This window comes from Vibrio sp. RM-41-2B, assembly GCF_024744415.1.
Classification (GTDB): domain Bacteria; phylum Pseudomonadota; class Gammaproteobacteria; order Enterobacterales; family Vibrionaceae; genus Vibrio; species Vibrio diabolicus.
Window position 1 is genome coordinate 92,485 of record NZ_JAMQWD010000015.1, and the last position, 22,902, is coordinate 115,386.

22 protein-coding genes and 1 pseudogene are annotated in these 22,902 nt (G+C 42.9%); 9 read left to right on the top strand and 14 right to left on the bottom strand.

What is annotated here, in order from left to right; translation table 11 throughout:
- Positions 1-38 precede the first annotated feature (38 nt).
- Together gcvH and gcvP are read left to right on the top strand one after the other, a co-directional pair.
- Positions 39-419: a glycine cleavage system protein GcvH gene (gcvH, locus tag NB463_RS10675; protein ID WP_046876056.1), complete on the top strand. Its 381-nt coding sequence runs from the start codon at positions 39-41 to the stop codon at positions 417-419.
- A 128-nt stretch (positions 420-547) separates the two neighbouring features.
- Positions 548-3,412 (top strand): aminomethyl-transferring glycine dehydrogenase, encoded by a 2,865-nt coding sequence (gene gcvP / locus NB463_RS10680; protein ID WP_258431169.1) that lies wholly within the window; start codon positions 548-550, stop codon positions 3,410-3,412.
- A 107-nt stretch (positions 3,413-3,519) separates the two neighbouring features.
- On the opposite strand, the gene NB463_RS10685 is transcribed toward gcvP, so the two are convergent.
- From NB463_RS10685 to NB463_RS10710, 6 genes and pseudogenes are all read right to left on the bottom strand, one after another.
- A complete protein-coding gene (locus NB463_RS10685) occupies positions 3,520-5,304 on the bottom strand; it encodes a hypothetical protein (protein WP_258431170.1) in 1,785 nt (594 codons plus the stop codon).
- Positions 5,305-5,336: 32 nt separating this feature from the next.
- Positions 5,337-5,825: an ABC-three component system middle component 2 gene (locus NB463_RS10690; RefSeq protein ID WP_258431171.1), complete on the bottom strand. Its 489-nt coding sequence runs from the start codon at positions 5,823-5,825 to the stop codon at positions 5,337-5,339.
- Positions 5,815-6,846: an ABC-three component system protein gene (locus NB463_RS10695; RefSeq protein WP_258431172.1), complete on the bottom strand. Its 1,032-nt coding sequence runs from the start codon at positions 6,844-6,846 to the stop codon at positions 5,815-5,817. Before NB463_RS10695 ends, NB463_RS10690 begins: the two co-directional genes overlap by 11 nt.
- Before the next feature lie 715 nt (positions 6,847-7,561).
- Positions 7,562-7,963, bottom strand: a complete 402-nt coding sequence (locus NB463_RS10700; protein ID WP_006742276.1) for a VOC family protein — start codon at positions 7,961-7,963, stop codon at positions 7,562-7,564.
- A 250-nt stretch (positions 7,964-8,213) separates the two neighbouring features.
- A pseudogene (locus NB463_RS10705) lies at positions 8,214-9,034 on the bottom strand (MBL fold metallo-hydrolase).
- Positions 9,035-9,288: 254 nt separating this feature from the next.
- Positions 9,289-10,194 (bottom strand): LysR family transcriptional regulator, encoded by a 906-nt coding sequence (locus NB463_RS10710; RefSeq protein WP_258431173.1) that lies wholly within the window; start codon positions 10,192-10,194, stop codon positions 9,289-9,291.
- Positions 10,195-10,287: 93 nt separating this feature from the next.
- Here NB463_RS10710 and NB463_RS10715 point away from each other — a divergent pair, with 93 nt between their 5' ends.
- The 3 genes from NB463_RS10715 to NB463_RS10725 all read left to right on the top strand — a co-directional run bounded on the left by NB463_RS10715 (position 10,288) and on the right by NB463_RS10725 (position 12,702).
- Positions 10,288-11,205 (top strand): DMT family transporter, encoded by a 918-nt coding sequence (locus NB463_RS10715; protein WP_258431174.1) that lies wholly within the window; start codon positions 10,288-10,290, stop codon positions 11,203-11,205.
- A 190-nt stretch (positions 11,206-11,395) separates the two neighbouring features.
- On the top strand, positions 11,396-11,857 hold the full coding sequence (locus NB463_RS10720) for a carboxymuconolactone decarboxylase family protein (protein ID WP_046876053.1): 462 nt from the start codon (positions 11,396-11,398) through the stop codon (positions 11,855-11,857).
- A 104-nt stretch (positions 11,858-11,961) separates the two neighbouring features.
- A complete protein-coding gene (locus NB463_RS10725; protein ID WP_203586289.1) occupies positions 11,962-12,702 on the top strand; it encodes a helix-turn-helix domain-containing protein in 741 nt (246 codons plus the stop codon).
- 119 nt (positions 12,703-12,821) lie between these two features.
- Here NB463_RS10725 and NB463_RS10730 read toward each other — a convergent pair whose 3' ends face one another.
- Together NB463_RS10730 and NB463_RS10735 are read right to left on the bottom strand one after the other, a co-directional pair.
- Entirely contained in the window at positions 12,822-13,316 is a 495-nt protein-coding gene (locus NB463_RS10730; protein WP_167427461.1) for a YcxB family protein, read from the bottom strand.
- A 223-nt stretch (positions 13,317-13,539) separates the two neighbouring features.
- Complete coding sequence (locus NB463_RS10735) at positions 13,540-13,800, bottom strand: DUF5062 family protein (protein ID WP_005376453.1); 261 nt, start codon at positions 13,798-13,800, stop codon at positions 13,540-13,542.
- A gap of 195 nt (positions 13,801-13,995) precedes the next feature.
- Between NB463_RS10735 and NB463_RS10740 the strand changes: the two genes are divergently transcribed.
- From NB463_RS10740 to NB463_RS10750, 3 genes are all read left to right on the top strand, one after another.
- Complete coding sequence (locus NB463_RS10740; protein WP_186290300.1) at positions 13,996-14,610, top strand: 3'-5' exonuclease; 615 nt, start codon at positions 13,996-13,998, stop codon at positions 14,608-14,610.
- Between the two features lie 173 nt (positions 14,611-14,783).
- Positions 14,784-16,544, top strand: coding sequence for an ABC transporter ATP-binding protein/permease (locus NB463_RS10745; RefSeq protein ID WP_258431176.1), 1,761 nt, complete (start codon positions 14,784-14,786; stop codon positions 16,542-16,544).
- Positions 16,545-17,044: 500 nt separating this feature from the next.
- Positions 17,045-17,437, top strand: a complete 393-nt coding sequence (locus NB463_RS10750; protein ID WP_053808466.1) for a hypothetical protein — start codon at positions 17,045-17,047, stop codon at positions 17,435-17,437.
- A 40-nt stretch (positions 17,438-17,477) separates the two neighbouring features.
- Here the strand turns inward: NB463_RS10750 and NB463_RS10755 are convergent, their stop codons facing one another.
- The 4 genes from NB463_RS10755 to NB463_RS10770 form a co-directional block, all read right to left on the bottom strand.
- Positions 17,478-18,482: a metal-dependent hydrolase gene (locus NB463_RS10755; protein ID WP_258431177.1), complete on the bottom strand. Its 1,005-nt coding sequence runs from the start codon at positions 18,480-18,482 to the stop codon at positions 17,478-17,480.
- A 333-nt stretch (positions 18,483-18,815) separates the two neighbouring features.
- Complete coding sequence (locus NB463_RS10760; protein ID WP_005395188.1) at positions 18,816-19,274, bottom strand: hypothetical protein; 459 nt, start codon at positions 19,272-19,274, stop codon at positions 18,816-18,818.
- Positions 19,275-19,368: 94 nt separating this feature from the next.
- Entirely contained in the window at positions 19,369-20,397 is a 1,029-nt protein-coding gene (locus NB463_RS10765; protein WP_006742284.1) for a phospholipase A, read from the bottom strand.
- Positions 20,398-20,629: 232 nt separating this feature from the next.
- Complete coding sequence (locus NB463_RS10770) at positions 20,630-21,133, bottom strand: DUF2938 domain-containing protein (protein ID WP_258431178.1); 504 nt, start codon at positions 21,131-21,133, stop codon at positions 20,630-20,632.
- Positions 21,134-21,216: 83 nt separating this feature from the next.
- Between NB463_RS10770 and NB463_RS10775 the strand changes: the two genes are divergently transcribed.
- Positions 21,217-21,624, top strand: coding sequence for a helix-turn-helix domain-containing protein (locus NB463_RS10775; RefSeq protein WP_053808503.1), 408 nt, complete (start codon positions 21,217-21,219; stop codon positions 21,622-21,624).
- A 64-nt stretch (positions 21,625-21,688) separates the two neighbouring features.
- On the opposite strand, the gene def is transcribed toward NB463_RS10775, so the two are convergent.
- Positions 21,689-22,195 (bottom strand): peptide deformylase, encoded by a 507-nt coding sequence (gene def, locus NB463_RS10780; RefSeq protein ID WP_005395192.1) that lies wholly within the window; start codon positions 22,193-22,195, stop codon positions 21,689-21,691.
- A gap of 220 nt (positions 22,196-22,415) precedes the next feature.
- Positions 22,416-22,874, bottom strand: coding sequence for an ABZJ_00895 family protein (locus NB463_RS10785; protein ID WP_170892643.1), 459 nt, complete (start codon positions 22,872-22,874; stop codon positions 22,416-22,418).
- Positions 22,875-22,902: the final 28 nt, after the last annotated feature.

Consider the following 22,902-nt stretch of genomic DNA (forward strand, 5'->3'; position numbering starts at 1 on the left):
TCACAATAATTCCTGACAAGTTATTTGGAGATTAAGCAATGGACAAAACACTGAAGTTTACAGATAGCCACGAGTGGGTACGTGACAACGGTGACGGCACAGTAACACTTGGTATTTCTGAGCATGCGCAAGAAATGTTGGGTGACGTAGTATTCGTTGACCTACCAGACGTAGAAGACGAAGTAGAAGCAGGTGAAAGCTTCTCTTTGGTTGAGTCTGTAAAAGCAGCGTCAGATATCTACTCTCCTGTTACCGGTGAAATCGTAGAAATCAACGAAGAACTAGAAGACAGCCCAGAGCTAATCAACGAAGAACCGTACGAAGGTGGTTGGATTGTGAAAGTGAAGCTTTCAAACCCATCTGAGTTGGATGACTTAAAAGACGCGGAAGAATACCTAAACTCTATCGAAGAAGAGTAATTAGGATGTGACGAAAGCTGTTCCCTAGCCTGTTTAGAGAGCAGCTTTTTTTCTAGGTTCGGACGTATAATTAAATGTGTCACTAACGACCATTTCCGTTACCCGAGCCAAGGAGTAGGTAAAGGACAATGACTGAATTACTTCAAAGCCTCAGTACCCAAAATGAGTTCGTTGGACGCCACAACGGACCAAGCAAATCAGACCAACAAAAAATGTTGGATGCCATCAACGCGGTAAGCCTTGACGCCCTCATCGAAGAAACCGTGCCTGCACAAATTCGCCTAGAACAACCAATGACGTTGGCAGAAGCGAAAAGCGAAGCAGACATGCTAGTAACGATGAAGCAGTTTGCTAAACAAAACCAAATTAAACGTACATTCATTGGCCAGGGCTACTACAACACGTTTACTCCAAACGTCATTCTACGTAACGTGCTAGAAAACCCTGGCTGGTATACCGCTTACACACCTTACCAACCAGAGATCTCACAAGGTCGTTTAGAAGCACTTCTAAACTACCAACAAATGGTGATGGATCTTACTGGTATGGAAATCGCGAACGCCTCATTGCTAGACGAAGCAACAGCAGCGGCAGAAGCAATGACTCTGTGTAAGCGCGCGGGTAAGAACAAGAGCAACGTATTCTTTGTGGCTGACGATGTTCACCCACAAACGCTAGAAGTAGTAAAAACTCGTGCAAAATTCATCGGCTTTGAAGTTCTGGTTGGTTCGCTAGAATCCCTACCAGAGCAAGACGTGTTCGGCGCACTAGTTCAATACCCAAGCACAACAGGTGAAGTTCGTGACCTAACGGACATCATCGCAAAAGCGCAAGCAAACAAAACGCTTGTCACTGTTGCGACTGACCTGCTTGCTTCTACCCTATTGAAACCTGCTGGTGAAATGGGCGCAGACGTAGCAATTGGCTCTGCACAACGTTTCGGCGTTCCTATGGGTTACGGCGGTCCACACGCGGCATTCATGGCAACACGTGACAAACACAAGCGCACCATGCCAGGTCGTGTGATCGGTGTTTCTATCGATACTAACGGCAACCAAGCACTGCGTATGGCAATGCAAACCCGTGAGCAGCATATCCGCCGCGAAAAAGCGACATCGAACATCTGTACCGCTCAAGCATTGCTAGCGAACATGGCGTCTTTCTACGCGGTTTACCACGGCGCAGAAGGTCTACGCACTATTGCTCGCCGTACACACCATATGACTGCGATTATCGCCGCTGGCCTAACCAAAGGCGGCTTTGAACTTGCTCATAACAGCTTCTTCGATACCATCACCATCAACACAGGTTCAAAAACAGAAGAGCTTTACGCAAAAGCACTTTCAGCAGACATCAACCTACGTCTACTACCTGGCAAGCTAGGTATTAGCTGTGACGAAACAACCACGGTCGCTGATGTAGAAGCACTATTTGCAGTCTTTGGTGTAAAAGAAGACGTAGCAGCACTATCGACGGAAATCGCAGGCAACGAGTTTGCGGCAATTCCAGAAGCGCTACGCCGCACAACAGAATACCTGACTCACCCTGTATTCAATACGCATCACAGCGAAACGCAAATGATGCGTTACCTGAAACAGTTAGAGAACAAAGACTTCTCGCTAACGCACGGCATGATCCCACTAGGCAGCTGTACGATGAAGCTGAATGCCGCGGCAGAGATGATTCCAATCACTTGGCCTGAGTTTGGTTCTATCCACCCATTCGCGCCAGCAGAACAAGCGGCGGGCTATGCAGCACTAGCGAAAGATCTAAAAGAGAAGCTTTGTGAGATCACAGGCTACGACGCATTCTCACTTCAGCCAAACTCTGGCGCATCGGGTGAGTACGCAGGTCTTATCGCGATTCAACGCTACCACGAAAGCCGTGGCGAAGGTCACCGCAACGTATGTTTGATCCCGAGCTCTGCGCACGGTACAAACCCTGCGACGGCGTCTATGGTGTCAATGAAAGTTGTGGTTGTTAAGTGTGACGAAGAAGGCAACATCGACATCGACGACCTAGCAGCGAAAATCGAGAAGCACAAAGACAACCTATCAAGCATTATGATCACTTACCCTTCTACGCACGGCGTTTACGAAGAGAAAGTGAAAGAAGTGTGTGAAATGGTTCATGCCGCTGGCGGTCAGGTTTACCTAGACGGCGCTAATATGAACGCGCAGGTTGGTCTAACATCACCAGGCTTCATCGGTTCAGACGTTTCTCACCTAAACCTACACAAAACCTTCTGTATCCCACATGGTGGTGGCGGTCCGGGTATGGGTCCTATCGGAGTGAAATCTCACCTAGCGCCTTTCCTACCTGGCCATATTGAAGACGGCGTAGAAGGCGAAGATTTTGCAGTATCAGCAGCAGATATGGGTAGCGCTTCTATCCTACCTATCTCTTGGGCTTACATCGCAATGATGGGCGAAGCAGGCCTAACAGATGCAACAAAAGTAGCAATTCTGAACGCAAACTACGTGATGGAAACACTTCGCCAACACTACCCTGTTCTTTATCGTGGCAAAAATGGTCGTGTAGCGCACGAATGTATTATCGACATTCGTCCACTGAAAGAAGAAACAGGCATCAGCGAAGAAGACATTGCGAAGCGTCTAATGGACTACGGTTTCCACGCACCAACTATGTCGTTCCCTGTAGCGGGCACGCTAATGGTTGAGCCAACGGAATCGGAAGATCTAGAAGAGCTAGACCGCTTCTGTGATGCGATGATCGCTATCCGCGAAGAAATGGAAAAAGTGAAAAACGGTGAATGGCCACTAGAGAACAACCCTCTCGTTAATGCGCCACACACGCAAGTTGACCTTTCTGCTGAAGAGTGGGACCGTCCTTACTCTCGCGAGCTTGGCTGCTTCCCTTCTAAAGCGACCAAATCTTGGAAGTACTGGCCAACAGTAAACCGCGTAGATAACGTATACGGCGACCGTAACCTAATCTGCTCATGCCCAAGCATCGATAACTACGAAGATTAATTTTTGTATTTGATCACAGATAACTAAGTTGGAAACCGATAACTGAATTGGAAACTAACTTGAATAAAAAAGGCGAACCATTTGGTTCGCCTTTTTGTATATAAGATTCAATGAGGTATAAAACCGTATCTCCCTTTTCTCTTGCTTTTAGTGAAATGTATATGGTTCACCACTTTACTAACATCCTCGGGAACATCCTCATTCTCGATAATTATTAATTGTTGCGATTTATCAAGGCCCTTCAACGAGTCATAGAAACTCGATGCCATATCTTCCGAAATTTCTTCGCCTTCAGGAACATCTGGCTTTTTGTACGTAACTAATGGCGAATCAATGATCATAAAGCCTAGGCCTTTGTATAGCTCCAACAATGAAATAGCACAAGCAGCATACGTTATTGAACGATAACCTTTACCTGCTAAGTTCCGACTTTCCCCAGCAATTACAAAGTCCTTGTCATCCTCACTATACAAAACGCAACTTGATTCAACATTTGGATAACCCCATAAATCAAGGTATTCTCCTATCCGATTAGCTAAACTTTCCATCATAGCTACAGTTGGAACCTCAAACTGCCTTGAAATCGAAGAGTCTTCTATAACCTGTTCTATGTCATCTTTCTGTAGTTGCAGGCCCTCAATGTGCTCTATGAGATAAATGTTGTGTTGCACTTCTTTATGTTTATCTTCGAGCTCCCTCATTTTTACAGATAGTTCTTTTAGTGCATTAGAAACGTAACCATCTAACTCAGTTTTTTTAGTTTCCAGCTCTTCTACAAGACTGGCATCGAGCAAATCAAGCTCGCCAACTTCATCGTCGAACTGAGACTTCGCACTCTTTAATTCATTGATTAGACGGATGGTTTTTTCTATCTCTATTTTTGAACTATTACACACCTCAACAACAGTATGATTAAGGTCATTCAAAACACTATCACATACTGGACAGCTCCTAGTTTCTATTCCTTGAACAGCGGATCCCATCTCTATGGTTGACTGTAACCTCATTAGATCTGAAAAGTATTGCTTTTCTACTATTGCCGAGTTTTGAGACAATTTCTGTAGCTCTTTTCTCTGTTCAGCATGATCTAATAATTGACTGTTCAACGAATCACGCTCACTTTCAAGCACCTCACATTGAGATATGATTGCGAGATGTTTAGACTCAACTTCCTCTATTGCCAATTCGAGCTTACTTTCCTGATCCTCAAGCTCAGCTCTGGTCGCACCAGTGGGAATGCGTTCCATTAGTGACGAGATCAACTCTTCCAACAACTCGAGCTTTCCCGTTTTATTATTGATAACTTTCACTGGAAGTTTTTCAGTAATGTGTGAGTCGTCCTCACCACTAACAAGCCACTTTATTACGTTAATTTCCTTAGTCTCATCAGTGTATTGTCCCGACAGAAAAGGAGATAATTTTGTAGGTATTCTTAACTCGTCGATTAAATGCAGTTGCCTCATTGAGGTCAGGTTAAGTTCGTTTTTCTTGCCCTGTTTATTGCTTCGAATCCATATACCAGTCAGACCGCAGCGTTCCAGCAAGTAGTACGATAGAGTATTTTTGGCTTTTGCAGTGTGCTTCCTCTTCAACTCTCTAGAGGAGCTGGCACGATCGATTTCATCTATAGATGACTCGAAAACCTCAAAGTTTTCTCCGCTAAATCCTGACTTTAACGTAAATGTATCACCGTCAGCATCACAAAGTTCAAGGTAAATCTCTGAGTATACTTTAGACTCCGTAATTCGCCTTTCCAGTGCACCTCTGCCCAACATGTACTCCAAACACTCGAAAATGAAAGTTTTACCTGTGTTAGAAGGCCCTGTAATTATATTAACGCCCTTATCAAACTTAATTGAGGCATCTGCATTATCTGCATCTGCACTGCTCAATCGAAGCTCACTAATATACAAATGCGCCAAAACTAACCTCTCAAAATGTGTGTTCTGAATGCGATCTCCGCATCCGTACCATTAAACGACTGCTGGATACTTCTTCTCAAACTCTCGCTATCAAGCACCCCAAACTCCCTAACTGCCCACTTGGCTCTCTTCTGAACATGTTCTACATACTCTGAGCCGAGCATATCCAAGAATGGTTCACCTTCTTCCGTAAGTACATAATGCAAGCCAGATTCATCGTTTATAACTGACGCCAAGCCATATTGGCACAGTAGCTTTAAGCCATCTCTCATTAATGAGCGCCTAATATAAAGCTCACTACTTCTATGAGGTATAGGTGCATGCAAGCTATCTAATGAGTTGGAAAAGTCTCCAGAGTGGACAACAATGTAGTCTAGGCAAGCTAGCTTATCGAGATCACCGTATGTGGGATATAGGTGCTTCAATATTGCCAGCGCACGTAAGCCATATTCAACATGATTATTAAACGCAAGATTAGTTTTAGTCGTCATCAGCAGCTACCCAAACAAACTCATTGTCTCCGCTACTATCATTGGCTAGGTGATGACATATACCAGCTCTATCCTCACCATCACTGCATAGTGTCAGTGGGTTTGATGTTATAGCCAATCGACGAGCTTCCTTTTCTACAGTTTTCACTCTCACGAAACCGTTCTCATGCTCTTCGTCCACTATATCGACGACTCCAGATGAAATTTCTCCTTGGAGCTTTTCAAATATACCTGGTGGGAGAGTATCTCTAGAAAACTGCTTAAGCTGTTCAGCTTTATGAAAATTTTTACGAGCGCGTTTAAAGTGCTTATTTGTTGCTTTCCCTTTAGGCAAGTCACTAACCTTTATGTACTCAGCATCATCAGCTTCACTATAAGCGTCTAGCAACTTGGAAATATATACCAACTCACTCAACGCAATATCTTGGGGGACATCACCAACACTAGGACGATTAGGTAAACCGCCACCAAACCTTGTCGCGTGATAGCGAGACTTAGCATGCTCTTCTACAAGAGTAAGTGGCTTCATTTTGTAGAAAATAGAAAAGTCAAACTCATCAATGTATTTTAGTAGCTCCCCTTCGAGTGAAATCCCTCCACTTACTGTTTTAGTTATTTTATGTTTACAGTACTTGTCCCAATTCACCTTAAGTTCTTTTTTTAGAACGTTAGGTTTACGAAGTAAATCTGACAATGAAGTTCCCAAGCCTTGAGGAGCTACAAAGAAATAGTACCTTGGAATAGGAAAATCACCGATGTAAGTGTAATAACAGAGTTTACCGAACTCCGCCCAGACATCACTAGGCATCAACGGATGATCATAGTGCTTACACTGAAAATTATCCCAAACATAAGAATCAGGATACTGTTTTGGACATGTAACATAACCAACGACATCACGCCCTTTATCACCAGCACCACCTAATCTATCCGTATCAAGAAATTCTTTCTTCTTAACCGTTAACCACTCTTCAACGAATTCTTCCCATTCATCTGGAGAAAAAATTTTAATTCGTTGCATTGGGGGCACTGGAGAACCAGCTAAGATCTGAGCTAAATTATATTGCGACATTTACATTTGAACCGATGCGACATCATGTCGCTTTGCTTGCAATAGGTATCATTAGGTACCCAATACTCTACCAAATTAAAATGCAACTAGTAACAATGACACCACAAACAGTGTGCTCTTTATCATATTCTTGCCGATAACTCATGTCGTAGAGGTATTACTGACATATAAAAAGGTGAACTCCTGTGATAGAGCAAGTTCTTATATGATTCTTTAGCTTCAAAAGAAATCATAACCACCAGAGAGTTATTTGCAGCGACGACAATCGACCTCAGCCAGAACGTCTCATTACACTCCAAAGGAGCCAATGCGTCAGCCCCTTCAAAGATGACGAGTGTTTTGCGTCTACAATATTTTTTAATGAGTATTCCTGATGGTTGATTTAGAGAGCAGTCAAGTTTCCATCTTAGTTATCTGTGATCTTTTGTAGTCTCTAGATAGACAAAGGCGAACCGTTTGGTTCGCCTTTTTTGTTTGTGGTGTGCCGTCCTGAAATGTGTTGATCTATCGTGGAGGAATGATGACTACTTATTTGCTTGCGCAAAAGTGATTTAGAGATATTGTGACTTCTGAGAACCTTTGAATTAGAAAAATATCTCAGAACCTTAAAGGCTGGTTGGATACTCCTCATGAACACTATGTTATGCAGGTAATGTGTAGTTTCTCAGTTCAGTTGCAGTAAGTCCCATTTATTACCATAGAGATCTTGGAACACCACCACTGTCCCGTATTCTTCCACACGAGGCTCTTCATTAAATACAACACCATTTTTCTTCATCAACTCGTAGTCACGCCAAAAATCATTAGTTTGCAGAAACAGGAAAACACGACCACCTGTTTGATTTCCTACTGCATGCGTTTGCTCCGGTGTACTCGCTTGAGCTAAAAGTAGGTTTGTACCATTGGAGTTTGGAGGAGAAACTTGAACCCAGCGTTTACCACCTCCTAGGTTGGTATCTTCAACCAGGGTGAATTGAAGTTTTTGAGTATAAAATTCGATAGCATCGTCGTAATTTTCAACGACTAGAGCAATGTTTCCGATTTGCTGCTGAACAGTTTTGGACATGATGATTTCCGCTATGTCAAAACGCTAATTGTACGCTATTTTGAGGCTTTTCTAGAAAGCACGTAACGTCTTGCAAAAGTGTAAGGCACACAATACGAATGTTTACGCACAGCGCCTTTGTCACTAGAACCTACAAACAATATAGCTACCACAAGTGTCGAATCTTGATTGAGCAACTTATTAAAGCCTTAGCTATAACTCAAGAGCAAACCTCTAACCTAATAACGAACGCTGCTCGTATGCCACGGTATTATAGTTCTTCTAGTTTTCCCTTAGCTAAATCTTCTTGTTGCTTAAGGAACATGAAGAAGTTTGCCTCACTGATAAACGGGTTACCGCTTGTGCCTAGTTTCTTCCTATTTTCAAAAAGGAAATTTTTATGTGGATGGTTCGAAAGGTTAACGTTCACAATAGGTGCCTGTAGTGAAATTTTTCTAATTTTCTCCATGCTAGTCAGGAACTGGCCAATAACTTCTGGATCATTGCTACTTACGCTATGCCCACCAACGATAAAAGCACGATATTGCCATTATCTTCAACAGCGAAGTCTAAGGAATAATCACCTTCCGTGTGGCCAGGTGTCAGATAGAACTTAAACTCATGTCCACCAATAACCATAGAGCTATCGCTTTTTATCTCTATGTCTAAATTTGGAGGAAGGAACTTGTTCTCACCTTCGCTTTTGTTTGATTGCTGTATAGATAGTTCATGAGCGCTTTTGGTCATCACGACTTTGTGAAGTAACTGGGCACCTCCAACGTGGTCAGAATGCCCATGCGTTACCAATATGTGCGTTATTGGCTTATCTTTTAGCCCTAGCTTCTCTAGGTTGATAGGTATCCACTCAGTGTAAGGGAAATCAAGCGTATCAATGATAACGAGTCCGTCGTCTGTAGCAATGGCATATGATGAGACCCACTTGTCTCCTACATAATAGACATTATCAAACATTTGAAATGGTTCTACATAACCGTTCTTATCATTCATTGCTGGAACATATTGACTTAAGGAAGCAAAAGACGAAGCACTGAAAAGTAAACCTACAATAATTTTTTTTACGAAATCACACACAAATATATCCTTAATAATTTCTTATAGAACCTCGCGGATGAGAAAGCTCTAAACGATTTTCAGAGGCAAATACAACTGCAAATACTTTCTACTTAGCTTGAGTTTTAGCTGACCGAATCACTTGTAAACTCGAATCCCATTAACTGCCTATGTATTCATGATTCTTTTAGAGGTTAAATAAATGAACTCAATTGAAGCAGAGTCATGAAGCTTCACTTGAGGTTACCGGCACAGCACAATGTGATAAACCTCTTTCAAGCAAACATTTGAATGCGATTTTTCCAATTTAAGACATGTTCAATAAATGCATCAACTCTTGCAGGCCTTTTATCGCGGTCTCGATACATAATGAATACTTCTTTACCCGAGCATTGCCATTCTGGCAACAAAGGCAGCAGGTTATGTTGATCATGATTTAGCTCATGAAAGTAATAGGTTGGAATCCACGCAATTCCTAAACCATGGATGACAGCGTCTCTAACTAGTAGTACATCATTTGAAGTGAATTGAAACTTTAGCGGATGATCAAATATTTCATTGGTGATTTGATTAACTAATTTCCATTGGCTGTCGTTGTTTACCGTAATTAGGCGATGATGCACAAGTTGTTCTGGATGGGTAATCGGTTGGTGTTGTTCTAAATAGCTTCGTGATGCACAAAGCGCAAATGGAATCGACCATAATTTCTGAGCAATCCAGTCTTGTTCAATAAGATCACCAAGACGAAAACTAACATCGACACGGTTAGATACAAGATTGATTTTTTCATTCTGTACATCTAAATCGATACATATCTTCGGATGTTGCTCTGCAAATTCATAAACACACCGCTTTAACCACATCTGTGTCATGTTAATTGGCGCTGATATTTTGATCGTTCCGCTTAAAGACTGACGCTCAGTTGCAATTCTCGATGTCACATTATTTAAGCTAAGAAGTAACGGCTCACAGAGTTGATAATATTTTTCGCCATCAGTTGTTAGCGCAAAGTGGTGTGCACTGCGGTTAAATAGTCTGCAATTTAAGTTTGTTTCCAGCCTTTTTAACTTCCGGCTTAGCGTGGCTAACGGGACATTAAGACGCTCAGATGCTTGTGTTAGGCTTTGATAGCGAGCAACAGAAACGAATAACAAAAGGTCATCCAAAGAGTGACGTTCCATATTTGGGATTAACCCTCTTAAATTTGGCTATTAAAAATCAAATATGAAATATATAGCATTATCGCGTCAAGTTAATTTTTATCAGGAAGATCTATGTCTAAGCATTTATCAATTTGGTGCGGTGTTGTTGTCGCTATCTTTTTTTGGTCTAGTAACTTTAACGTAATAAAGGCTATTAGTAGCGATGTCTCTCCTTTGGATTCAGCGACGTTACGGTTTTCCGTTGCAGCTTTAATACTCTTGTTGATAAGGGGGACCAAACGCTCTCCATATGGATCCAAACTCACACGAAAAAGCATGTTGTCGTTGTTTGTTATAGCGACCGTGGGTGTAACTATCCAAAACTTCTCTATTTTCTCTGCAATGAGCTTTACAACCCCAGTTAACGCAGCTGTTGTTCAGGCAAATCTACCACTTGTCACCATCTTGTTGTCGGGCTTTATTCTCAAGACTTCCATTTCGGTTAAAACTATTTTAGGTGCACTAATCAGTTTTTGTGGAGTGGTAATCGTCATTACAGGCGGAAATATTCATTCTATTGGCAGCAATAGTAATATTGGTGATCTATACATGTTATTTGCTTTAATTAGTGGGTGTTTATACACAATTCTAGCGAAGCGTTTAACATCTCATATCCCAGTAACTCAGCAGTTACGTTGGGTGTTAAGCATTGGTGCCATTCAAATGGTCGCTATAGCGATTTACCACGGCGACTTTAGCCGTAGCTTAAATACCATAACATTCAAAGACCTATCACTAATAGCGTACATGAGCCTGTTTGGCACTTTGATCGCTTATTACTTTTGGATGAAAGGTGCTATCGTTCTTGGTCCAGATAAAATGTCTCCATTATTTAATACTATGCCGGTATTCACTCTACTGATTTCGTTCATTTCTGGTGAGCAGGCTCAATGGGAAAATGTTTTAGGCGTCTTTATCGTTGCGGCTGGTGTGTATATAGGTAACTCAGCGCCTTTTGCTCGTTTACGGAGGGTGGCGGAGCAAAAATAGACGCCAACCTTAAGTCGAATTATTTAGCGCAATACTTTGTTAATTGGCATAAGTTTTCTTGGTTTCCAATAGGTGCACTTTTCGCTTTCTTCGTTCACTCCTTTATCTAACTTTATTGAGTGCATGTCGAAAATCTTCAATCTTTTGCTAAGAGCGTTTTTTATTATGTGAAAAACAGAGGAGAATGACCATGAAAAAACGACTCAACTATATTGAAGTAGCGCCAAAGGCAATAGAAATCCTATACGCTCAGGAAGCTTACTTCCATGAACAATTTAGCCAATCAGAAACCATGAACATGATCATATGGGAACTGGTAAAGTTACGCATATCGCAAATCAACCAATGTGCATTTTGTATCGACATGCATAGTAAAGATGCGCTTAAGTTAGGTGAAAAGCCAGAGCGCATATGGGGGCTTAGTGCGTGGAAAGATATGCCATTCTACAGCGATGCAGAACACGTTGCGCTAGGCTGGGCTGAATTACTAACTGCTGGCCTACCAGTAGATGATGATACCTATCAGCTGACCTTGAATACCTTCGGAGAAGAAGCTATGGTCAACCTAACAATTGCGATCAACGCGATCAATAGTTGGAACCGAATAGTTAAGGCATTTAAGCCAAAGGTTGGAGACTATAAACCTAGATAATTCTATCTGACAGTTTTTACTTATAAGTCGCTGCTTATTCCTCAGCTTAATATGATGAAAAGTACATGTATATCACTTTCTCATTTAAGTTGAGGTTAAATAGGATGATTCATTTGAACTTAGAATTTGATATTTTAAAACCTCAAAAGGCTTTAGCTGGCTATGTTCAAGCCATTTGGTCAGCATCCGTCAAACCTGATACGACGCAAACCGTACGTAAACAATTACTCAGTGATGCTGGTACAGGTGTGGTATTCATTTTACAGAATGAAGTACAAATGGATGGTGAGTGGCAAACGCCAGGGGTTGTCCTACTACCTGTGAGCATTCTGGCACATCAAGTCTGCCTACCGCCAGGCGCGGTGATGACTGGCGTACGCTTTCATCCTGCAGTTGGTTATCAACTATTTGGTAAACGCCTAGAACAGCTATTGCGGATTCAAGATGACCACCCTTTGGCTTCTTCTGCACTAGCAACATTTGAGTCTCTGCAAACAGCGCGTTCGCCGTCTGCAAGGATTTCTACTTTGTATCGCTGGGTTCAAGCACTGATTGAGGAATATGAACCACAATACGTCCGCCACATCATTGACCAGCCTACAGGGACGCTCAGTCAGCGCCAGAGAGAGCGCAATTTTCAGAAATGGTTGGGGATTACTCCTAAACATTACCAACGTATTAAACGAGTGAAGCACACTTTAGAACTACTCCGAGCGCAACCCGATCTTACTTTATCGGAGTTGGCGCTGGAGCAAGGTTTTTCTGATCAAGCACACATGACTAGAGAATGTAAGCAGATTGCGCGCATGACACCGAAGCAGTTTCTCCGAAAGAGAAATCTCTAAACCTTTTTAGCTTTGTACATCAAACCCAGTTGATTCAGAATCAACCAAGCACTTGTTATGATGTTCGATCATATATCACCTACTTTTTAGATCGCTCATTCCAGCTTGATGTGAATTTGTTAGCTCGCTTTTGATGCCGCGTGCTGTTCTACCATAAACGCGGTCACTTCTTCGTTTAAGCAAGATTTGCTGATGTATTGGCGTTGTTTACCAAGGTGAAGGATAAATCCCAAATCAGTTTGTTCCAGTTGGTCGATATCATTCCAAGCGAGGCTGCGGTCAACTTTACCACTTTTGTAGCGCACGCCATCTGCATTCACTTCAAAAGCCACTTTACTGCCGCGACTTGAGCTGATGGTTTGACGCCACAGCCACCAAGTTCTTTTGAAGTAAACGCTACACGCTTCAATCACACTCAATACGATAAAGAACCAACCGACATAACCGTTAGGTAGCAGTTCAAACTCTAATAAGACCACACCAAAGATAAGAAACAGTATCCCTTTTAAGTACGCTTGTGGGAACTTCGTTGGCTGGCTAGTTTGATCATAACACTCAGCAAAGAAAGGTTTGTCGAGTATGTATTCTGTAGTGAATTCGAAATCTTTAGACATGTATGGTTACTTCAAGGCTTCTGTAAATGAGTAATCTTGGTTGCACTCTCGCAACGCCTGCATTGTAGCGCTTATCGGGATTTATCTTTAGTCCTTTTGATTCTGTTTTGTAAATCAATGATACCGCCACGCAAAAAGACCTCGGTGCACTCGCCAAGATCAAACAAGGCGAACCATTTGGCTCGCCTTGTTAATTAATGACCTATATGACTTATAAGGTTTTCTACTTTAGAGGGTCGTTGTCTGGCAATGCACTGTGTATCCAGACTGCCAGTCGGTGTTTGATGCTTGCGCCGTCTAGCTTGCTTTCCGGTAGTGGCGTGATCTGTTTGGCATCGACCAAGAATAGGTAAATCGCTTTTACTCTCAGAGGTTGTGGTGACTGTGGAAGGTCAAAACCTTGTAGCTTCGCCATCTTACCACCAATCTCTAGTGCCTTCTTAACCAGTTTGTCTTCATTGTGAAGCTTGGAGCTTTTTGACATTGATAAATCCTCTTCTTCGCTTCGGCTAAGAATACATTAAGTATCGCCAATAACGTGTTATAAAACTCTCATATTGATTACGTAGCGTCGATTTTTTGGAATCTACATCGACAAAGATATACCAATTGGTTCGCCTTTCTTTTTCTGTCACTTTCGATAATACTCTTGCGCAATATTACTCAGCTGGAAAACTTCATGCCTCAAGCAAACTCTGTGGTCGTACTCGACTTTGAAACCACTGGTCTCTCTCCTACTTTGGGTGACCGTGCAATAGAAATTGGTGCGGTAAAGTTAGTCGATGGTGAGGTTGTTGATAGTTTTCAGCAACTCATGAATCCCGGTTTCAGAGTGAGCTCCTTCATTGAGAACTACACCGGCATTACCAATAACATGTTGCGAGTAGCACCAAGCTGCGAAGAGGTAATGGCGTCATTTAGTGAGTTCATTGCTGGCGAGAACCTTATCGCTCATAACGCTTCATTCGATAAACGATTTTTAGATGCAGAACTTGAGCGAATCAACTGTGGTTATTCAGGTGAGTTTGCTTGCTCCTTACTGGTGGCAAGACGGCTCATTCAAGATGCCCCATCGCACAAACTAGGAGAACTTGTTCGCTATAAAAATATCGACAACGACGGTGTTTTTCACCGCGCACTAGCCGATGCGCAAATGACGGCCAAGCTTTGGCTCTTAATGGTCGAAGGATTAGAAAACTCAGGTATCGTTAAGCCAAGTTTTCAGTTGATGCAAACGGTTAGTAAAACAGCAAAAGGAAAGGTCGACCTGCTACTCGCCAAAAGCCGTGCTTAACTCCCTCCTCACTCAAAGTTCATTTTTGACTCTTAGACATTTAAGCAAGTTTCGATATACATAAGATATTGTGCATCCCAGTGAACTTCCTACTCCGAAAGCGGCAGTTCGCTGGTCTCCCCTACAAAACTGGCTTACTATGCCAGTTACCTAAAACGCTTTGTGAGTCACTCATGAGCAGAAAAAATAACAAAAATCTCAGTATTCTTCTTAAACTCAACACCTTTATTGCACCTTATAAATGGCGGGTTGCGGCGGCTTTGGTTGCCCTTGTCGCAACGGCAAGTTTGACGTTATCCGTTGGCTATGGAGTACGTATTCTTATCGACCAAGGCTTTGCTCAACAATCATTACAAGAGCTTACCAATGCGATTCAGTTTATTGTCGGTGTCACACTGTGTATTGCCATTGGGACGTTCTTTCGCTTCTACCTTGTCTCTTCCGTAGGTGAGCGCGTCAGTGCGGATATTCGCCTTGCGGTGTTTAACCATGTGATTACGCTGCATCCGAGCTATTTTGAGACCAACAGTAGCGGCGATATTATGTCGCGCCTGACTACCGATACCACATTGCTGCAAAGCATTATTGGTTCATCGTTCTCGATGGCGATGCGTAGCGCTTTGATGTGCTTTGGTGCCATCATTATGTTATTCGCTACCAACGTTAAGCTCACGTTGATCGTACTTGCTTCTGTGCCTTTGGTTCTGGTTCCAATTTTGTTTTATGGACGACGCGTGCGTGCGCTCTCTCGCCAAAGTCAGGACTCAATGGCCGATGTCGGCAGCTACGCAGGTGAAGCGATAGAACATATTAAAACCGTGCAAAGTTTTAGCTCAGAACCGTACGAACGAGCGGCTTTCGCTGTCGAGGTGGAAAAAGCGTATGAAGTGGGCAGACAGAGAGTAAAACAGCGCGCGATCCTAATCTCTGGCGTTATTGTGATTGTGTTCAGCGCGATTGCAGGCATGCTTTGGGTTGGCGGCAGCGATGTGATTCACGGAAAGATGTCTGCGGGAGACCTAGCAGCGTTTGTGTTTTATGCCATTATGGTTGCCTCATCAACTGCAACCATTTCTGAAGTGATGGGTGAACTGCAAAGAGCCGCAGGCGCTACCGAACGGCTGATTGAGATCCTTCAAGTAGACAGCGATATCAAAGCGCCAAGCAACCATTTGCCTATCCGTCCCGACATGCCTGCTGAGGTTAACTTTAATTCGGTGAGTTTCAACTACCCTTCTCGCCCAAATCAACCAGCTATCAAAGAATTAAATCTAACCGCAGAACAAGGCAAAGTATTGGCGTTGGTTGGCCCTTCTGGTGCAGGTAAAACAACACTATTCGAACTGCTGCAACGCTTTTACGACCCGCAGCAAGGGCAAGTGTTTTTTGGTGGTGAAGATATTCGACAGTTCGACCCAAAAGAGCTTCGACGCCAAATGGCACTCGTACCACAACAGCCAGCGCTGTTTAGCCATGATGTGTTCCACAATATTCGCTACGGCAATCCAGAAGCCACGGATGAACAAGTCATCGAAGCCGCCAAAAAAGCTCATGCCCATGAGTTTATTGAGAAGCTTCCCGAAGGCTATCACAGCTTTTTAGGCGAGCGCGGCGTTAGACTATCAGGCGGTCAAAAGCAGCGCATTGCGATTGCCCGCGCGATTCTAAAAGATCCAAAAATCTTACTGCTGGATGAAGCCACCAGCGCCCTTGATAGTGAAAGTGAACATCACGTTCAGCAAGCACTTGAAGCACTGATGAAAGGACGGACAACACTTATCATTGCTCATCGCCTTTCGACCATCCAACATGCGGATAAAATAGCGGTGCTGGACAATGGTGAGTTAGTCGATGTTGGTAACCACCAATCATTAATGCAAAGCTGTGATTTGTATCAGCGTCTCGTGGCATTGCAATTTAAGCACTTCGAGTAACGCCTAGTTAAGCCCTCAAGAATAAGCAAAAACGGACCAAGTGATTTAATGCCAATAGCTTAACGATGTTTTTATGTCATTCCAGCGAGCCTTGGCGAGACTAGGAATCTAATAGTAACGCGCTGAGTGGTTAAAGAGACAATTTTGACCATAAAAAGCTAGGATAGAAGATCCTATATCACGCACCTTCGTCGCTGTACAAGGTGACGAAATACAAAAAGATGCTACTCGCAGTTAAACGAGCGGCATTAAACCAAGTGGTCTCCTTTTAATACAGGAACTCCGGTAAGAATCCAGTAACCAGCGTACTCTCCCTTCAACTAGAAACACTCATCCCCACGTACCATATAAAATCCAATCAACTTCATTTGTAACAAGTTAGCTTTCAAAAATAGGAAATCACCATTGTAAAAGTTCACCGCATTTTGTCTTGCTGCCTATGGTTACAATGTTTTTGAAATCAAAGCCTTTAAACCAAGTTACAAGTAAGCGGCACCGAGATGAACAGTGAAGCAAAACAACTTTTTTATCATTTATGTCAGCAATACGATGTGCTCTCTCAAGAACTAGAGTCTCGCGCGTTTCCTGAGTTTTCCGAGACCATCACTCATCCGCTTGGGCACTGCTTTGTCCGTTGCCCTGTTGGCAGTCAGCGCTTTTCCATTGTTGCAGTCAACTTTGCGCCCTCCGTTCGCGGGCAAGGCGTGCTTACTGCATTTATCGACTACATTAAAAGCAATCCATACCATTACCAAGGCGTTGAAGTCGCTATCATTGAAAACAAAAGCTTAGCAAAACGACTGTTGTCTCTTGGCTGGAAGTATAAGTCTCTGTTTGGCAAAATTTTCTTCGCCAGCAAGCCTACCCTAGTGAAGGACTTTCAGTCAGCGTGATAGTTATTACGACACCGCATCGGTACCCAAAGTAAAACCATCACTCAAAATCTGTAAGCATATTGAGAAAAGTTTGGCGGTCTTCCGTTGTACTACCTCGATGAGCAGTGTATTCGACGTGTTCATCCGCGCTGGCTTTTGGGGATAGATTGATGCCCCACAGCGCATTAATTTGGTTTGGCACGATGGAGTAACGCACATCAACAATTCGCATTTCGTCATCCGGGTCTTGCACTACAAAACCATTTGAAAACCAGCGGAAACGTTCAATATCTCTCGCTTGTTGCGATTGCGGGTCGAGCCATGGAAATTGTGTTTTCACATTGAGCTTTGGTGTGGATTCGCCAGGATAGATTTTTATTGAGCGCCCCACTCTTACTGCATCCACATAGTAGTTATCTTCCGTTTCATAAATCACTTTCCAGACCAAAAGATTGCCGAAGGTTGGTTTTGCTTTTAGCTGCACAGCACTGTGCTGTCGCTCTTGGACGATTTTCCACCCGGCCGCTTCTGCTCTATCTCGTTGAATAACCCCAAGAGTCAGATAAGCCAGAGACCATAGAAATGCGACACGCGCGTAATTTCGATTTCGCTTCAGTGCGGCAAACAAAAGCAGGATCAAAATAGGAAATGTGAAAGCGGGGTCGATAACCGAGATTGTGTTCCAAGCATAGCGTGTGTTGCTTATCGGCCAAAAAAGCTGAGTCCCATAGCTGGTGCAAGCATCTAACAGCGCATGGGTGCTATAACCAAGGGCACAATAAAACCAACTCTGTCGGAAGTTTAGCCCTCGGCTTTTTGCAAACAACGGATACAACACTAAAGCACAGAGAAAGCTGCCAAAAGGGATAAACAACAATGAATGGGTAAAGTGTCGGTGATATTCCAAAAACAGCAATGGGTCAGTTGATGAACGGATAAGTACATCCAAATCCGGTGCCATCCCTGAAACCACGCCTAACACGCCAGCAGCCACAATGTGCCGCTTGTTACTTGCAGACTGTGGCAAAGCAGCGCCAAGTAAACCTTGCGTTAACGGGTCCATTATTTACGCCCGCAACGAAAATGTAGCCGAGATAGAAGGCATATACGCTTCAAAATAGGCTCAAATTTAAAAACCAGAACGTTCTCCGACATAAATTATCCGTATTTAAGTGGATTGGAAGACACACCTTAATGACGCATTAAAGTGTTCGAAAACAAACACTTTGATTTTAGTGTAAGAAGGAATCGCCCTATTCGCTAGTGAGAAGCGAACCTAAAGCGAGGCTTGTGGTGTACGTCAAAAGTACAAAACTGCGGATTTTACAGATGCAAAAATAAAACAAGGCGAACCGGATGGCTCGCCTTGTTTACTGAAGGATTAACGACAAAAACCTTAGTCTTGAGGGTTTTCTTTCGCGTTGATTTCAGCGTAAGTGTGCAGAAGTTCCGTCAATGTTTTTACCCAATCAAAAACATCCGAAGGTGTATTTTCGAGTAGCTTTTCCACTAGTGCACAGTGTGTTTCTAACGTGATCGCCTCTTCCAAATGGAATGAAATCGCATAGAAATGCCAAAGAACCAGTCGCGTCATTCGCTCGCTATTTTGCTTCGCATTGTCTGAGTCATCAAACGCTTGTTGAATTTCACTCAGTGCGATTGCTGTCATGCGTAACATGGCATCAAGACGTGCAGACAACATACGGTCTTCGCTATCCACTTCTTCTTGATCGAAAGTAAATAGCTCATTCATCACGTCTTCAGGCACCATTTTACTGATCATGCGAGCACTAAACTCTTCCAGTTCATGACGAGGCATGGTTACAAGACAATCGAAGGTGTAATCACGAAGCATAAAATCACTCTAGGTTGGAAATCAATTTCAGCCACGCATTCTAAATACTGAAATCTCAATTGCCAGCGTTTATTTCTATTGGGCTACCGAAAAACTACAGAACACCGTTGATCGCAATACCAACACCAATACGCTGCTGATTATGATCATAGTCAATCAAGCTCTTACCATAACCCGTCGAGTACTGTGCGTATCCCTGAAGTTTGCCCCAGATCGGAAATGACACCCCTAATTCGGCAAAGCCTTTATGCGTTTGGAAGTTCTGGCGGCCTAAGAAGGTAAACTCATAACCATTCCATTTGTACGCACTCGATAGCTCAAAGTGCCCCATGTAATCTTCGATATCCGGGTTATCATCACCTTTAGGATCATTCGGAGATGTTTTTTCATCCTCAGGTATACGCCACCACGGTTGAAGAGAAACCGCAAAATTGTCTTTCGCAAAGGTTAAGTTGGCGTAAACACGATTCCAACTGCGCGATAACTCTTGTCTCTGCCCATTCGACTCATGTTCAATACCAAAACCTAACCAAGTCGAACCATCAAGTGGCTTCCAGTCTGTCGGGGTATAATAAAAAAGCTCAGGACGATAATTGGTTTCACGAAATGGACGCGATGCTGCTCCTGTGTACACCTGCCAAAATGACTTTAGCGTCATACCAAAGAACAAACCATCCCCATCAAACAACAAATCGTCGTAGTTCATTGGCACTTTAAAACTAATTTGGAACTCCGCTTCTTCCTTACGCAACTCATCTCCGTACTTAGTGTCCGCATAAGCACGCTTATTTACGCGATCACTGTAAGTGAACGGCAAGATGTAGTTAACACGATGCGCCACCAAACTAAATGGTTCAAAGGCGTTTTCTCGTTCTGATTCCAAACGCTTGTCGACCAAGCTTTCCTGAAGCTCCTCAGGTTCTTCAATTTCTGGATCAGCGGGCACTGTACTTGTTACTGCATCGAGCTCACACTGCGCGCGAATGCTCTTTATGGTTTCCTCACCTTTGCTTTGCTTGATTTTGTCTAGCAAACATAAATCATAAGCACTGGCTGTTTCTCCCATCGCAACTGGCGCTGCCAATAAGCTCAGTATTGATATCCCTGCCACTTTTGAAGCCATCTGAAACCCTTAATATTCTTGATGTCAAACCAGATAATTTTAATTTTTCTTGGTAAACCGCTTGCCATTCTGGCGTTAAGGCAATGTTAAATATTCGCCGACTTTACGTCTTGAATAAATACGATAGACCTCAAACATATCGGCTCACTATGAGCAAAGCGCCAAAAACGACCAAGAGTTGAGCATCATAAATAAAAACAAAAACAACTCGTTTGCATGATGCTCATATTCCCTATGCAAAATACTGGCTCGCCACTTTGATTGCAAACCCGGCTATGAATAAACCCAAACCATAAACTAAATGCGCCAATGTGCTAAGAAAACGGGCTTTCCAAGGTGTTGGGGTTTTACTGGCAGCAAAACCAAATCCTAGACAAGGTTGAATGACAAAAAATGGGAAGACCAACGTTACCACACCAGTGACTAAGCCGAGCACTAGACTAGGCTCTACCAACCAATGATGCCCAAAAGCAGCAATGTGAGCCAAAGCGAAAACAACACCAATGGCATAGTGCAAAAACCAACCGAGTGCTTTTTCTCCCGACATCGGGTCTGTTGCCATAATTGGCGCATGCATAAGCTTTCCTTTGGGCATGTACAAAACCCAGCGCGCGACCAATGCATAGTTTAGTGAGGGAATACCAAACACTCTCCTTTGTAGCCAAGCCCATAAATCCATTATCAAAGTCGCACCAATCCCTATTAGCGCCGCTTGTAATCCTATTAAAAACAGCATTTTCGCTCCTCAAGTTTTTGATTTGTTAAGGTCTTAGTTGCATGCTACAACTTAAAGCCAACTTGAAGTCAATGAGGAATAATATGGATATTGCAGAAGTGGTTAAAAAATCAGGATTGCCGACCTCAACGCTCAGATACTACGAACAGTTGGGGTTAATTCGCTCGATAGGAAGGAATGGATTGAGACGTCAATATTCACCAGAGGTACTCAATAAACTCAACATCATTAGTTTGGGGCGTATCGCTGGCATATCACTTAACGAAATGGCAGAAATGTTGAATCACTCAGAAGGTTCAAAGCCATACATTGATCGTGACTTACTGGCGAAAAAGGCGCTTGAAATTGATGAGCAAATAACACGTTTGAAAGCGGTGCGAGACAGCCTAAACCATGTTGCCACCTGCCCTCATGAGTCACATATGGACTGTTCTTCATTTCAGAGGCTTATGAAGGTCGTAAAGCGTTATGTCTCCAAAAAACCGAGATAAAGCACTCTACTTATTCTTGATTTAAAAGGAAGCAACTCGCGGTTGTGAGTTACTTCCTCTCATATTACTTAGCTTGCGCCTTTACGTACTTCTTCACTTTTTTCATCGCCATTTTTTGCTTTAACGGTGAAAGGTAATCAATGAACAAGTTACCAGATAGGTGATCAATTTCATGCTGCATCACAATCGCCAAGAACTCATCGCTCTCGATTGTAATCGGGTTGCCATCGCGGTCCAATGCAGACACAACAACTGATGTGTAACGCTCTACATCGGCGTAGTATTCGGGAACAGATAGGCACCCTTCTTGACCAAGCGCTTTGTTTTCTCCGCTCACCACTTCTGGGTTGACTAAGATTAAAGGATCATTGCGTTCGTCAGAGATATCGATGACAACAACCGCCTCTTTTCTACCCACTTGGGTTGAAGCTAAACCGATGCCATTGCCCGTTGCGTAAAGTGTTTCTAACATATCGTCGATCAACGTTTGTATTGTCGATACGTCAGTGACTTTTTCTGCTTTTACTTTAAGCCTTGGGTCTGGAATGGAGAGAATTTCGAGGACTGCCATACTTACCTTTCGTTATCTGTAAATCGTAATTTCCGGCGAATTATACACACGTTTGGGCAGACATAAACATGTTGAGTTTTCGTGGAAAGACCGTTTCGTCTAAAACATTCGATTTTGCTTGAGACCAAAGAGGCAAAAAGAAAGAGAAAACAATAACGCCAGCACGATATGGCTGGCGTCTTTTTTACGTATCTATCTTTAAGCGTTCGTTATTTGTGAGTTACGCACTCTTTTGCGCTTTTAGCAAAACCTTAATCGCCATTTTTTCACCACTCTTGAAAATAAAGTACCCGAGACAAACGGTTATTAACGTTAATACAACGATAATAATACTGAACCAGCCTAGTTCCGCTATCAATTCAAATATAGAGATGCCCAAAAACATTAAGATGAGAGAAAACACCACTAAGCTCGATAAATTCCAAAGCAGCACTGAATACCATCTCGTTGTCGAAGGCATTATATTCCCTGTTTTATAGCCAAAATAATATCCTACACTCATCGCTGGTATTAACGTCCCAAGAAAGCCGACACCGTTCATTTCTATGCCAGAAATGTACTCAATAATAAATAGCAGTATGGCCAAACAAACTGATGCCAGACACAAAAGCGACGTTACAAAGAGCACCGAGGGAGCGTTGTTTTCTGTTGAGTAATTATTTTTCGATTCCACTTTCATTTCCTTCCATTTATTTCAATAAAATCAG